Raw genomic sequence first — 13,606 nt, 5'->3', positions numbered from 1 at the left:
CCGGGCACCCCACGCTCGGCACCGCGCACGCCTGGCTGGAGGCCGGCGGCGTCCCCCGCGGGCAGGACGTGGTCCAGGAGTGCGGCGTGGGCATGGTGCGGGTCCGCCGCGAGAGCACCGGCTCGGGGCAGCGTCTCGCGTTCGCCGGCCCGCCCCTGATCCGTTCCGGCGCCGTCGACGACGCCGACCTTGCCCAGATCGCGCGCTCGCTACGCCTCGAGGTGTCCGACGTCGTCCGCTCGGCCTGGGTGGACAACGGGCCCGGCTGGGTGGCGGTCCAGCTGCGGGATGCCGACGTCGTGCTCGGCCTGGAGCCGGACCTGGTGGTGATGGGCGACCTCAAGCTGGGCGTCGTCGGCGAGTACGCGCCGGACCGGGCCACCGCCCGGCAGGCGGCGGATCAGAGCGCCCCCGCCGTCGAGGTGCGCGCCTTCGTCCCGTCCATCGGCGTGGGGGAGGACCCGGTGACGGGCAGCCTCAACGCCGGTCTCGGCCAGTGGCTCGCCGGCGACGTGCTCCCGTCGACGTACGTCGCGTCGCAGGGGACCGCAATGGGCCGGGCGGGCCGCGTCCACGTCGAGAAGCTGCCTGACGGCGAGGTGTGGGTCGGCGGCGACACCGTCACCACGATCGTCGGCGAGGTGGCGCTCTAGGAACTGGTGCTCCGGGCCGTCGGCCGGTCCGGGAAGGCCCGCCTGGCGACCCACCCGAACAGACGCTCCAGCGGGCCGCGGCCCAGCAGCGCCCGCCACGCCGTCGCCAGCACGAGGGTGACCACCACCATCCAGCCCAGCGGCGTGTTGGTCGCGGGGTCGAGCAGGTCCCAGTAGGTGCGCGTCCACCACCAGATGGTGACGATCTGCAAGGAGTAGACGGTCAGCGCCAGCGCACCGACGGCCGCCAGCGGCGTGGTGACGGTCAGCACCATCCCGCGTGCGATGCGCCGGAGCCCGTTCTCCTTCCCATGGTCTTGCCCGTCGTCAGCTCCGCCGTACTGCCCGCCGTACTGCCCGCCGCCCCGGGCCACCGACCCGAGGAGCAGGCACAGCCCGAGCACGCCCAGCGCGAAACCGCCGGAGCCGAGCGCCTCGAACGTCGTGTCGTCGTGCGGCCCCTCGAGGTACAGCCCGGCCAGCGGTGGCCACGGGTCGGACCAGCCGGGTGCGGGCTGCACGTACTGCGACGACGTCACGGCGACCTGCCCCTCGACGGCGGTCAGCCCGCCGGCGTCGGCCACCATGACCGCCGAGGCGACCGACGTCAGCGCCGCCAGCCCGAACCCGCCCGCGACCAGGCCGAGGTGCAGCGTGGGGGACCGCAGGTCGCAGCGGCCCAGTGCGAGCCCGGCGAGCACGTACGCCATCCAGACCAAGGCGGGGTAGTGGCCCGTGAGGAGGAAGTCGGTGGCGGCCCCCGACCCGTCGTGGGGTGCCCGCAGCCCGGCCCGGGCCAGTACCTCGGGCCCGTAGTACACGAGGACGGGTCCGACCACCGCGACGGCCACCGCGATCGCCGCCAGCCGAGCCGGCGGCAGGCGCAGGAACGGCAGCGCGAGCACGAAGTACGCGGCGTAGAAGCCCAGGATGAGCAGCACTCGGGTGCCGAACAGGTCGAGTACCGCGACCAGGGCCAGCAGCAGCACGACCCGCACGAGGATCCGGGCGCGCGCCGTGCGCATCGCCTCGCCCGTCAGCGGCCGGGATCCGCCCGTGACCAGTGCCAGCGACAGCCCGGCGACCGTCGCGAACAGGATCGACGACCGCCCGTGCGCCAGGCTCAGCCAGCCCTCGAACGTGGCGAGGTCGTCCGAGGTGACCCCGACGTGCGCGGTGAACATGCCGAGCACCGCGACGCCCCGGGCGATGTCCGCCCCCAGCACGCGGCCCGGACCGCCGAGCAGGTTGTCGCGCAGCCTCCGGAGCCCGCCGCCGGAGGAACCGGCGAGCGGGCCGGACGACGCTCCGGACGACGCCTCGGACGACGCTCCGGACGACGCCCCGGACGGCTGAGCAAGCGTGGACATGCGCGCATCCTTGCGCGTCCCGAGGCCCGACGCTCGTGGGACCCGCCGGGGCCGCCTTGTTGGACAGCCGTCCCGAAGGATGAGAACGCGGATGTGCAGCGTGGCGCGGCGCACATACAGTGCGGCCATGACCGGCAGCGCCAACGAGCACGACATCGCTCGCATCGACACGGCCCGAACCGACGCGCCCAGCCACAAGCTCGGCGACACGTTCGGCGGCAGGTTCCCCGCGAACGAGGGGAGCGGCGGTCCCGCCCGGGACCGCACCAAGCCCGCGGGCACCGACCCGATCGACGCGGTCGACGCTCCCAGCAGCCTGTCGAGCCTGACCCGCGGCGCCAGCGGCACCGGTGCCGCCGGGCAGGAGAGCCCCGACAGCCCGGGCGCCGGCACGGACCTGACCAAGGAGTCCGAGTCGTACACGCACGGGCACCACGAGTCGGTGCTGCGCTCGCACCGACGCCGGACGGCGGCCAACTCCGCCGCGTTCCTGCTGCCCCACCTGCTGTCCGACATGACGCTGCTCGACGTCGGCTGCGGCCCCGGCACCGTCACCGTGGACCTCGCCGAGCGGCTCACGCAGGGCAGCGTCGTGGGCGTCGACGCCTCCGACGACGTGCTGGAGTCCGCCCGCGGCCTCGCGGACGCGCACGGCACCAAGAACATCACCTTCGAGCACGCCAACGCCTACGAGCTGCCGTTCGAGGACGACTCGTTCGACGTCGTCTTCGCCCACCAGCTGCTCCAGCACCTCTCCGACCCGGTGGCGGCCCTGCGCGAGATGAAGCGCGTCGCCAAGCCGGGCGGGTTCGTCGCCGTGCGCGACGCCGACTACGAGGCCATGACCTGGTACCCGGAGTCCGCCGAGCTCACCGAGTGGAACATGCTCTACCACGAGGTCACGCACGCCTACGGCTTCGAGCCCGACGCCGGACGTCGCCTCGCCTCCTGGGTGCGCGACGCCGGGTTCGACCCCGCCACGATCGAACCCGGCGCGAGCGTCTGGTGCTACGCCACCCCTGACGACCGCACGTGGTGGGGCGGCCTGTGGGCCGAGCGCTGCACGGAGTCGAACTTCGCCGTGCAGGCCAAGGACTCGGGTCTCGCGGACGACGTCGCCCTCGAACAGCTGGCCCAGGGCTGGCGCGAGTGGGCTGCCGCACCCGACGGCTGGTTCGCGGTGCTCAACGGCGAGGTCCTCGCCCGGGCGTGACCGGCGTGGGCCGCCCAGCCTGCCTGGCCTGCCTGGCCTGCCTGGCCTGCCCGGCCTGCCTGGGCCGTTCGAGGCGCATCAGCTGCACCAGGCGCGCCGTCAGGCCGCTGCCTGCGGCGAGCACGATCGCCACGCCGAGCAGCAGCACGGCCGGGTAGAGCCACAGGACTATCCGATAGGCGGCCACGGGTTCGCCCACGCCCATGAGCGTGGCGCCGAGCCACGGGAGCGCTGCCCCGAGCGGCACGAACAGGGCGAGCGGCACGAGCCGCAGCACCGTGGCGTGCCGGGTCCCGGCGGCGCTGCCTTCGGCGGTGCGTTCAGCCCTGCGTCCAGCCCTGCGCTCGGCCCAACGACGGGACCGGACCACGACGAGGACGCCGCCCAGCAGCACGAGCGCCGCGATACCGGACAGCACGGCGTTGAACATGTCGAACGGGTTGCTGGTCGGCAGCGTCGTGCCGCCGTCGACCGCGACGATCGCGTTGTGCGTCAGCACCATGGGTTCGCCGGCGCCGTTGGCGAGCACGACGGCGCCGGTGCCGGTGTGCGGAGAGAACTCGATCCCGGAGGCGAAGGTCGCCAGCGTTCCGCCGTGGCCGACCAGCGGGGCCCTCTCGCTGGTGCCCTCACCGTCGGTCCTGGTGTCGCTGCTGTCGGGGGTGCTGGTGGTCGGGGTGCTGGTGTCGGCGGCGCTGGTGCCGGGGGTACTGGTGGGGGCGTTGGTGTCGGCGGTCGTGCTGTGCCAGCCGTAGCCGTACGTACTCTCTTCGGGCACCTCACCGTCGGGCACCTCGTCGTCGGGAACCTCGTCGTCCGGCACCTTGTGGAACGCGGCGAAGGTCTCCGGGCGCAGCAGCACCTCGCCGGTGTCGGGCGACGTGCCCTCGCCCACCTGGAACCGCAGCCAGGCCGCCATGTCGCGCGCGGTGGAGACGATCCCGCCGCTGCCCGCGCAGGCGAGCGGGAGCTCCGGCACCGCGAGCCGCACGGGGCCGAACAGCGTGAAGCCCCGGGCGAGGCCCGCCGGCTCGACGTCGCAACGGTCGGTCGTGGTCGTGGACGCCATGCCCAGCGGCGTGAAGATCTCTCGCTCCAGGTAGTCACCGAAGTCCGCGTCGGTAGTGCGCTCGACCAGCCGGGCCAGCACCGCGTACCCGGCGTTGCTGTACAGGGTGGTCGTCCCGGGAGCGCTGGCCAGCTCCTCGTCGGCCAGCCGCGCCACGGTCTCCGCGGGGGCAGACGCCGGGTCGGACGCGTACTCCAGGGCGGTAGCGGCCAGGCCGGAACGGTGGGTCAGCAGGTGCTCCACGGTGATCGACCGGTACCGGTCGTCGGCCAGATGCAGCTCGGGGAGCAGCTTCGCGACCGGGTCGTCCAGGTCGAACCGCTCGGCGTCGACCTGTTGCAGCACGGCCAGCGCGGTGAACGCCTTGCTCATCGAGCCGATGCGCATCGGCGTGTCCTCGCCGACCGGCTCGCCGGCACCTGTCGTCCCGTGCACCCGGACGCGCACGTCGCCGTCGGCGAGCGTGACCAGCGCCAGGCCGGGGGTGCGGTGCACCCGGAGGTACTCGGTGAGGTGCTCGTCGACGGCGGCGTCGACGGCGGCGTCGACCGTGCCGTCGACCGTGCCGTCGACGGCGTCGTCGACCGTGCCGTCGAAGGCGTCGTCGGAGGCGTCGACTCCGTCCGCCGCGCGGCCGTCGGAGCCGACGCCGTCTGCCCGGGCCGTGCTCACGTTCTCCCGGAACGGAGCGCCTGTTCCGTTTGCGGGCGCCGCCCCTGCCGACGCCGCCCCCGCTGCTGCCGCCCTTGCTGCCGCTGCCCCTGCCGACGCCGCCGGGGTGAACGCGATCACCGCCACCGTCAGGAGCGCGATGCCTCGCGCGGCGCGGAGGCGCACCCGCCGCGCCCCGGTCCGGTCGTTCCTCATCCGAGCTCCTCGTCGCCGTGTCCTCCCGGGCCCGGCGCCGTGCGCGGCGGGCCGTCCTGTTCGCAGACGCTAGGAAAGGAGACGTGCCCCAGGCATCGGGGATCACCTGGGCCGCGCCCCTGACCGGCCCCTGATCCGACCCGGAGAGCGCCTGTGCCGGACGTGCGAGAGTCGCGGTTCCTCGGGAGAGCGGGCGGCAGAGCGGACAGGGCGGCGCCCACCGCTCCCGGGCACGGCGGCGTCCGGCATACGCTGAGCCCGTGCGTATCGCTAGATTCACCACCGGAGACGACCCCCGCTTCGCCCTCGTGCAGCAGGAGGGCGACAAGACCTTCCTCGCCGTGCTGGGCGGCGACCCCCTCTACATGCCGGCCATGCCGACCGGCGAGCGCATCGAGCTGGGCGACGGCGTCCGGCTGCTCGCCCCGGTGATCCCGCGCTCCAAGATCGTGTGCGTGGGCAAGAACTACGCCGACCACGCCAAGGAGATGGGCGGCGACGTCCCGACGACGCCGCTGCTGTTCTTCAAGCCGAACACCGCGGTGGTGGGCCCGGACGACCCGATCGTGCTGCCCGACTTCACGCAGGAGGTCTCCTACGAGGCCGAGCTGGCCGTCGTGATCTCCAAGGTCTGCAAGGACGTCACGCCCGAGAACGCGCCGTCGTACATCCTCGGCTACACCGTGGCCAACGACGTCACCGCACGGGACGCCCAGCGCACCGACGGGCAGTGGGCCCGCGCCAAGGGCTTCGACACCTCGTGCCCGCTCGGGCCGTGGATCGACACGGACCTGAACCCGGAGGACGTCGCCGTGCGCTCGCGCGTCAACGGGGAACCGCGCCAGGACGGCCGCACCCGCGACATGGTGTTCGACGTGCCGTTCCTCGTCTCGTACATCTCCGAGGCGATGACGCTGCTGCCCGGCGACGTGATCCTCACCGGCACCCCCGCCGGCGTCGGCCGCATCGACCAGGGCGATCGTGTCGAGGTGGAGGTCGAGGGCGTCGGAGTCCTGGCCAACCCGGTGCTGCGGCGCCGCTGACGTGACGGTCGAGACAGCGAACGGCACAGGGGATGGCACAGGGAACGGCACAGCGAACGACGTGACGGCCGGGCCCGCGCGCCGCTCCGGTGCCGGACCGGGGTCCCACCTGGGTGCCTCCCATGAGACCGGCGCCGTCCTGCACCGGGACGCCCTCGCGACCCTGCGCGCCTGGACCGGCGCCACGTCGGAGCAGGAGCGGCTGCGGGCGCGGTACGTCGCGCACCTCGAGTCCGCAGGGAAGGACGGCGCCGGGGAGAGGTCCACAGGGGAGGAGGGCGCTGGGGAGAGGTCCGCCGAGGAGAATGCCGCCGAGGAGAATGCAGCCGGTACGCCCGGTTTCGGGGTGCTCCGTGAATCCGTCCCGGACCACCTGACGGCCTCGACCCTCGTGCTCTCGCACGACGGCGCGCGCGTGCTGCTCACCCTGCACGCCAAGGCCCGGCGCTGGTTCCAGCTCGGCGGGCACCTCGAACCCGGGGACCGCACCCTCGCCGACGCCGCCGCCCGCGAGGCGCGCGAGGAGTCGGGCATCGCCGACCTCGTGGTCGACGCCGTCCCCGTGCACCTCGACGAGCACGTCGTGCCGTTCTGCCGGCCCGGGACGGGCGACCCAGGCCGCCCGGTGCACCACCTCGACGTGCGGTTCGTCGCGGTCGCGGGGCCCGACGCCGAGACCGCGCTGTCGGACGAGTCGCTGGCCCTGCGCTGGTGGTCCGCCGACGCGCTGCCGGATCCCGAGCTGACCGAGCTGGTGCGCCTGGCCCGCGCCCGGACCACCCCGGAGCACGCTGGCCCGGAGCACGCTGGCCCGGACCAGGCTGGTGGAGCATGATCGGACGATGATCATCAGGCGCTCCACGGCGCACGTCCGGCCCGGCCTGCTCGACGAGTTCCGGGCGTTCATCGAGGCGGGCACCGTGGGGTTCGCCACGCTCGACGGGTTCGTGAGCGACGAGATCGTCGTCAGACCGGCCGGGTCGGGCCCGGGCACGCTCACCTATGTGAGCCGCTGGCGGGGCGCCGCGGCGCTCGCGGCGTACGCCGGTCCACGGTGGCGCACGGAGCCGGTGGTGCTGGAGGACGAGGGCCGGTTTCTCGTCGAACCGCTGGCGGTGCGCCACGTGGAGCTCCGGCGCGCCGTCCCGGAGGACGCCCCGGCGATCGCCGATGTCTGGCACGCCGCCTGGGGCGACGGGCACCGCGGGCTGGTACCGGCCACCCTGGAGGCGGCCCGCACGCGGGACTCGTTCGGACCGCGCGCCGTGGCCCGGGTGCCGGGCACGACGGTCGCCGTCGTGGACGAACCAGCCGAGGCTGCGGAGTCCCGCGTCGTCGGTTTCGTGACCGTCCGGGACGAGGAGCTGGAGCAGCTGTTCGTCGCCGAGACCCACCGGGGCTCTGGTGTCGCGGCCGACCTGCTGTCCGCGGGCGAGGCCCGGATCGCGGCGGCCGGACATCCCGAGGCGTGGCTCGCCGTCGTGGCGGGCAACACCCGCGCGCGGCGGTTCTACGAACGGGCAGGCTGGTCCGACGGCGGCCCGCTCGACTACCAGGCGGAGACCCCGCTGGGGCCTGTGCCGGTCGCGACGCGGCGGTACCTGCGCCACCTGCGGTAGCCGCGCCGCCTGTGGTAGCCGCGCCACCTGCCGTAAGCGCGCCACCTGCGGTAACCGCGCCACCTGCGGTATCTGCGCCAACCGCGGTAGCGGGGCGGGCCGACGCGACGCGCGGGCAGCTCAATTCGTGGTCACCCCGGAGCGCGGCACGCATCATGGTCCGGTGCAGACAATGCGGCGCTTTCTCGCCCTGACCCCCCTGGCGTTCGGCATCACCGCAGTGGTGCTCGTCTACCTCCAGAACCGCGAGGACTTCTCGTGGGGCGGGGTCTGGTTGGGCGTCGTGAGCGCGGTCATCGTCACGGTGGGCGCGTTTCTGATGATTCTCGCCGGTGCCGCGCTGCTCCGGCTGCTGGCGGTACGTAGCGACTGGGCCGCGCTGGGCACCGGGCTCATCCTGGCGACAGTGCTTCTGGCGGTCTGCTACGCCGCCGTCGCCGCGAGCCTGCCGGCGGGCGACGAGGGGTGGAGCCTGCTCTACGTGGTGGGGCCCGCGGTCGCTTCGATCCCGGTGTGGCCTGCCTACGCCGTCGGGCTGCTGGTCCGTGGCTGGCGCGGCCGGACGTCCCGCCGTCGGCCCGGCTCCGCCGCCGGGCCCCGCAACGCCTAGGCTGTGGGCGTGACTTCCGTGACCGATACCCCCACCGACGGCGCGCCCGAGGGCGCCGCCGTGCGCGTCCGCTTCGCGCCGTCCCCGACCGGCATGTTCCACGTGGGTGGCGCCCGCTCCGCCCTGTTCAACTGGGCCGTGGCGAAGCAGCAGGGCGGCACGTTCGTGCTGCGCATCGAGGACACCGACGCCTCGCGCAACCAGCCCGAGTGGGTGGACGGCATCCTGTCGGCCATGGAGGCGCTGGGCATCCGTAAGGAGGACCCGGCCTTCGAGGGCCCGTACTTCCAGTCCGAGAACGCCGGGATCCAGAAGGACGCCGCGCAGCGACTCTTCGCCGAGGGCAAGGCGTACTACTGCGACTGCACCCGCGAGGCCCTGATCGCGCGCACCGGGAACCAGCAGACCGGCTACGACGGCTTCTGCCGCGGTCGTGGCCTGGAGTACGCCGAGGGCCGCGCGCTGCGGTTCCGCACGCCTGACGAGGGCGAGACCCAGGTGGTGGACCTGATCCGCGGCAACCCGACGTTCCCGAACGCGAACCTCGAGGACTTCGTCATCGCGCGCGGCAACGGCTCGCCGGTGTTCCTGCTGGCCAACGTCGTGGACGACATCGACGAGAACATCACGCTCGTCATGCGCGCCGAGGAGCACCTGCCCAACACCCCGAAGCAGCAGCTGCTCTGGGAGGCCCTGGGCAAGACGCCGCCGCAGTGGGCGCACATGCCGGTGATCGTCAACGAGAAGCGGCAGAAGCTGTCCAAGCGCCGCGACAAGGTGGCGCTGGAGGATTACCTCGCCGAGGGCATCCTGCCCGACGCGATGGTGAACTACCTGATGCTGCTCGGCTGGGCGCCCGGGAACGACGAGGAGATCCTCCCGTTCGACGAGCTGGTGCGCCGGTTCCGCGTGGAGGACATCAACTCGTCGTCCGCGTTCTTCGACATCAAGAAGCTCACCGCGTTCAACGGTGAGTACATCCGCGCCCTGAGCGTCGAGGACTTCGCGGCGGCCTGCACGCCGTGGCTCCAGGCCCCGGCCGCGCCGTGGACGCCGGAGCAGTTCGACCAGCAGGTGTTCGACGCCGTCGCGCCCCTGGCCCACTCCCGGGTGGCGCTGTTGTCCGAGATCACGGACAACGTCGACTTCCTCTTCCTCGACGCCCCGCTGGTGGACGAGGACTCCTGGACCAAGGCGATGAAGGCCGGCGCCGCCGAGCTGCTCGCCGACGTCCGCGAGGCCCTGGCCGCCGAGGAGTCCTGGGCGGCCGAGCCGCTCAAGGACATCGTCACCGTGGTGGGCGAGAAGCACGGCATGAAGCTGGGCAAGGCGCAGGCCCCGGTCCGGGTGGCCGTGACCGGACGCCGGATCGGCCTGCCGCTGTTCGAGTCGCTCGAGGTGCTCGGCAAGGAGCGCACGCTTGAGCGGGTCGACGCCGCGCTGGTCCGCCTGGGCGCGGGTGCCGACGCCGGTGCGGGTGCCGGTGCTGGTTCCGACGCAGCCGGGGTGCCCGCCGTGGCGGAGTGAGCTCACGGCGGTGTCCCGGACCGGTCTCACGGGGTGTCGGCGCCGCGGTCCGCGAGTGATCCGGACCTGGGCGGCAGAAGGTCCGGAAGCCCTCCGGGAAGCCGTCAGCGAAGTGGTCTAACGTGAGCGGCGTGACCGACGCCATGACACCTGACGCCGTGCCGCCCACGACCGACCCGACCACCGCCGTTCAGCCTGGGCCCGTTCAGCCTGGGCCGGTTCAGCCTGGGCCGGTTCGGCCTGGGAACGCGCCGCTCGAGACCGCGCCGCTCGAGACCGCGCCGCCCGAGACCGCGCAGCAGTCGATGCCGCAGTCCCTGACACAGGGGGCTGCGGCGTCGTCGTTCCCGGGGGAGGAAGGGCCGGGGGCGCCCGGGGTACCAGGAGCGCCCGGGGTGCCGGTCCTCGCGGCGTCGTCGTACGCACCGCGGGAGTACCCGCAGGCCCTGCGCGGGCCCTGGTTCCGGTGGTGGCGGCCGCTGCTCGGCCTGGTCGCGATCGCCGCGTGCCTGGTCGTCATCTTCGGGGCGATGCTGCTGTACCTGCTCCTGCTGGTCGTGGGACAGCTGGCCGGACTGGACCTCCCGGACCCGTCGTCGCTCACGGATGCGTGGTTCGTGTCGCCGTCGGGCCTGCTGGTGACGAACCTCGGCCTGGCGCTCGGGATCCCGGTCGCGCTGGTCGCGACGTGGGCGCAGGCGCGGCGCGGCGGCCTCGTGTCATCGGTGCTGGGCCGCGTGCGCTGGCGCCTGCTGCTCGGCGGGCTCGGGATGTCGCTGCTGCTCCTGGTGCCGCTCACGGTCGGCAGCAGCATCCTGGTCTCCCGCCTCGGACTGGCCGGTGACGCCGGCTCGGGTGCCGACGACGCCGGCCTGTGGCCGCTCACCCCGGCCGCCGGCTGGGTGGCGCTGGCGCTCGTGATCCTGCTGACCACACCGCTGCAGGCGGCCGGCGAGGAGTACTTCTTCCGCGGCTGGATGTCGCAGTGGATCGGCAGCCTGCTGCGCTGGCGCTGGCTCGCGGTGATCGTGCCTGCCGTGGTGTCCGCGGTGCTGTTCGCCATGGCCCACGGTGCACAGAGTCCGTGGCTGTTCGCCGACCGGCTGGTGTTCGGCCTGGTCGCGAGCCTGCTGGTGTGGCGCACCGGGGGACTGGAGGTTGCCGTCGCTCTGCACGCGGCCAACAACCTGCTGGCGTTCGGTCTGGCCATCGCCTACGACGGTCTCGCGGACTCGCTGCTGATCACCGAGGTGGCGCCCGTCGAGGGCGTGGCCAGCATCAGCACCACCCTGATCACCACGGCGGTGCTGCTGTGGTGGGCGCACCGGCGCACGCCCGCGCTGGTGGTGCCGGACCCGGTGGTGGCGAGCGTCCTGGCGTCGGCTCCGATGGTGGGCCCGGTGGTGGGCCCGGTGACGGGCACACCGTCGGGTCCGGCGACGGCCGCGGCGTCGGGCGCTGTTCTGATGGAGAAGACTGTGGTGGAGCGCGAACCTGCACAGGGAGAGACGGCATGAAGACGGACGGCATCCTGTTCGACGTCGACGACACGCTCGTCGACACCAAGGGCGCTTTCGCCCGGGCGCTGGAGGCGGTGCGGGCCGAGCATCTGCCGCACGTCCCGGCGGAGCGTGACCCGGAGATCCTGTCGCACTGGCGCACCGACCCGGGCGGCTTCTACAGCCGCTACACGCGCGGCGAGATGGACCACGTGACGCAGCGTCGGCACCGGGCGGCGCTCCTGCACGAGACGTTCGGCGCGGCGCCCGTGACGGAGAAGTCCTTCGAGGTGTGGGACGCGCTGTTCTGGGGCACGTTCGAGCGCTCGTGGACCGCCCACGACGACGCCCGCGCCGCGATCGACGCCGTCGTCGCCGCCGGGCTGAGCGTCGGCGTGGTGACCAACGCAGCCACCGAGCTGCAGGAGCGCAAGCTGAAGGCAGCCGGGCTCGGGGACCTGCCGGTGCTCGTCGGGGTCGACACCCTGGGCTTCGGGAAGCCGGACCCCCGCGTGTTCCTCGAGGGGGCGCGCAGGCTCGGCACCGAGCCGTCCCGGACGGCGTACGTGGGCGACGAGCCCACCGTGGACGCGCTGGCGGCCCATCAGGCGAGCCTGACGGGTGTCTGGCTGGACCGCGCGGGCCACCGCCGGGGCCCGGGTTACGGTGCCCACGCCCAGAACGGCGCTGCGCGGCCTGGTGCCGTCGGTCCCGGTGCCGTTGATTCCGGTGCGGTTGCGTTCGATGCCGTTCAGCCGAACGCCGCGCAGCGTGCGGCCCTGGTCGGCGACCCGCAGGATCCTGAGGCGCTGCGGGCGGCGGGCGTCGTGGTGATCGAGACGCTTGCCCAGCTCCCGGCCGTCCTCGGGTACGGCGGAGGGCACTGAATCTGACTCGATCCGACCCGCGTGACGGACGGCACGCTCATTCCGTTTTGCCCACCGTCCGAGGTCAGGTAGTGTTCTCCAGCGGTAGGACCCCCACGGAACACCGGTCGGAGACAGGTGTGTCCAGGAGGTCATACCCCCATGGGGTATGGTGTAATTGGCAGCACGAGTGGTTCTGGTCCACTTAGTCTAGGTTCGAGTCCTGGTACCCCAGCGCAGAGCACTGCGCATCCTCACTGACGCAGGTCAGGTGCAGGGTGCGCTATCGTTCTCACGGTGCCGGTTCATACCGGTAGTTCAGGCCCCCATCGTCTAGCGGCCTAGGACGCCGCCCTCTCACGGCGGTAACGCGGGTTCAAATCCCGCTGGGGGTACGCAGTCCACCAGCTTCGGCTGTCGGATGTTCAAGGCCCCCATCGTCTAGCGGCCTAGGACGCCGCCCTCTCACGGCGGTAACGCGGGTTCAAATCCCGCTGGGGGTACAGCGAGAGAGGCCCGGTCCACGCGGACCGGGCCTCTCGCCGTTCCGGGCGCGTGCGGTTGGGCGCCGGACGCTGGGCGCCGGACACCAGGTGCCGGACGCTGGGCGCCGGACACCAACTGCCGGACACTGGACACCAGGTGCCGGACGCCGGACACCAGGCACCGAACCCAGGCGCCTGCGGCGTGGCTCGTGCACCAGGTGCCTGCCGCCCGTCCCGGACGTCTGTCGCCCGTCCCGGCCGCCTACCGCCCGTGGCGGGCTCCTGCCCAGCCCAGCCCAGCCCTGCGCATCGCTCCGTCACCGCTGTGCGGCGGCTCTGCCGACCGCGACCGGCCCCGGCGGTCGACCGTAGGGTTGCTCGCTCTCTGAGGCTCCTTGCGGCGACCAAACCTACGTTCGCCTGGCGAGCGCTCGTGTGCCTCGCGTTGCGCGTCTCGCGGCAGCGGCACGCGGGCGTCCGGGTGCTTCGGCTCCGGTGTGATCCTGCTCGCGGAGGCGGAGCGTCAGCGGATCTTCGGGTCCTTGCCGCCCTCGATGAACGGGCTCGGCAGGGAGTCGGAGCCGTCGGTCGCCGACGTCGGCCCGCCCGGCACGTGATCGCCCCCCTTGCCGCTGCTGGTCCGGCCGGGCGCGCTTCCTCCGCCCGACGATGCCGCGGTGGCCGCGCCAGCAGTCGAAGGCCAGTTTGCGTGTCCGGCCTGGTCGCCGTCCGGCGTCGAGTCCGTCCCGAAGGAGCCTGCGCCGCCGTAGCTCGCGCCGCCTGGA

The 13,606-nt window shown here is 73.2% G+C and carries 12 protein-coding genes and 3 tRNA genes; 12 read left to right on the top strand and 3 right to left on the bottom strand.

Annotated elements, in window-relative coordinates:
• On the top strand, nt 1-653 hold a 653-nt coding region (locus tag PROKR_RS29690; protein WP_036971391.1), incomplete at its 5' end, for a PhzF family phenazine biosynthesis protein.
• On the opposite strand, the gene PROKR_RS29685 is transcribed toward PROKR_RS29690, so the two are convergent.
• Entirely contained in the window at nt 650-2,023 is a 1,374-nt protein-coding gene (locus PROKR_RS29685) for a heparan-alpha-glucosaminide N-acetyltransferase domain-containing protein (RefSeq protein WP_036971389.1), read from the bottom strand. The genes PROKR_RS29690 and PROKR_RS29685 overlap by 4 nt on opposite strands.
• Before the next feature lie 127 nt (nt 2,024-2,150).
• On the opposite strand from PROKR_RS29685, the gene PROKR_RS29680 reads away from it, so the two are divergent.
• Entirely contained in the window at nt 2,151-3,236 is a 1,086-nt protein-coding gene (locus PROKR_RS29680; protein ID WP_084800771.1) for a methyltransferase domain-containing protein, read from the top strand.
• Here the strand turns inward: PROKR_RS29680 and PROKR_RS31175 are convergent.
• Nucleotides 3,208-5,172 (bottom strand): serine hydrolase domain-containing protein, encoded by a 1,965-nt coding sequence (locus PROKR_RS31175; protein ID WP_084800770.1) that lies wholly within the window; start codon nt 5,170-5,172, stop codon nt 3,208-3,210. The genes PROKR_RS29680 and PROKR_RS31175 overlap by 29 nt on opposite strands.
• Nucleotides 5,173-5,432: 260 nt before the next feature.
• Between PROKR_RS31175 and PROKR_RS29670 the strand changes: the two genes are divergently transcribed.
• From PROKR_RS29670 to PROKR_RS29625, 10 genes are all read left to right on the top strand, one after another.
• Nucleotides 5,433-6,215, top strand: a complete 783-nt coding sequence (locus PROKR_RS29670) for a fumarylacetoacetate hydrolase family protein (RefSeq protein WP_036971387.1) — start codon at nt 5,433-5,435, stop codon at nt 6,213-6,215.
• Between the two features lie 61 nt (nt 6,216-6,276).
• A complete protein-coding gene (locus PROKR_RS29665; RefSeq protein ID WP_245606028.1) occupies nt 6,277-7,050 on the top strand; it encodes an NUDIX hydrolase in 774 nt (257 codons plus the stop codon).
• A gap of 7 nt (nt 7,051-7,057) precedes the next feature.
• The gene (locus PROKR_RS29660; RefSeq protein WP_084800769.1) at nt 7,058-7,834 is read left to right on the top strand and encodes a GNAT family N-acetyltransferase; all 777 of its coding nucleotides are present in this window, start codon (nt 7,058-7,060) and stop codon (nt 7,832-7,834) included.
• 163 nt (nt 7,835-7,997) lie between these two features.
• Nucleotides 7,998-8,444, top strand: coding sequence for a hypothetical protein (locus PROKR_RS29655; protein WP_157602871.1), 447 nt, complete (start codon nt 7,998-8,000; stop codon nt 8,442-8,444).
• A 9-nt stretch (nt 8,445-8,453) separates the two neighbouring features.
• Complete coding sequence (gltX, locus tag PROKR_RS29650; RefSeq protein WP_245606027.1) at nt 8,454-9,971, top strand: glutamate--tRNA ligase; 1,518 nt, start codon at nt 8,454-8,456, stop codon at nt 9,969-9,971.
• Between the two features lie 395 nt (nt 9,972-10,366).
• Nucleotides 10,367-11,488, top strand: coding sequence for a CPBP family intramembrane glutamic endopeptidase (locus tag PROKR_RS29645; RefSeq protein WP_051433505.1), 1,122 nt, complete (start codon nt 10,367-10,369; stop codon nt 11,486-11,488).
• Entirely contained in the window at nt 11,485-12,357 is an 873-nt protein-coding gene (locus PROKR_RS29640) for an HAD family hydrolase (RefSeq protein ID WP_036971381.1), read from the top strand. Before PROKR_RS29645 ends, PROKR_RS29640 begins: the two co-directional genes overlap by 4 nt.
• Before the next feature lie 142 nt (nt 12,358-12,499).
• Nucleotides 12,500-12,571 (top strand) — tRNA-Gln (locus tag PROKR_RS29635).
• Between the two features lie 87 nt (nt 12,572-12,658).
• Nucleotides 12,659-12,731: transfer RNA gene (locus tag PROKR_RS29630), tRNA-Glu, on the top strand.
• Nucleotides 12,732-12,766: 35 nt separating this feature from the next.
• Nucleotides 12,767-12,839 (top strand) — tRNA-Glu (locus tag PROKR_RS29625).
• Nucleotides 12,840-13,344: 505 nt separating this feature from the next.
• Here PROKR_RS29625 and PROKR_RS37120 read toward each other — a convergent pair.
• A partial coding sequence (locus PROKR_RS37120) for a hypothetical protein (protein ID WP_425414960.1) occupies nt 13,345-13,606 on the bottom strand: 262 nt, incomplete at its 5' end.

Source organism: Promicromonospora kroppenstedtii DSM 19349, assembly GCF_000515355.1.
GTDB lineage: Bacteria > Actinomycetota > Actinomycetes > Actinomycetales > Cellulomonadaceae > Promicromonospora > Promicromonospora kroppenstedtii.
The sequence above is the reverse complement of the archived record's forward strand: the minus strand, read 5'-3'. Positions and strand labels throughout refer to the sequence as shown.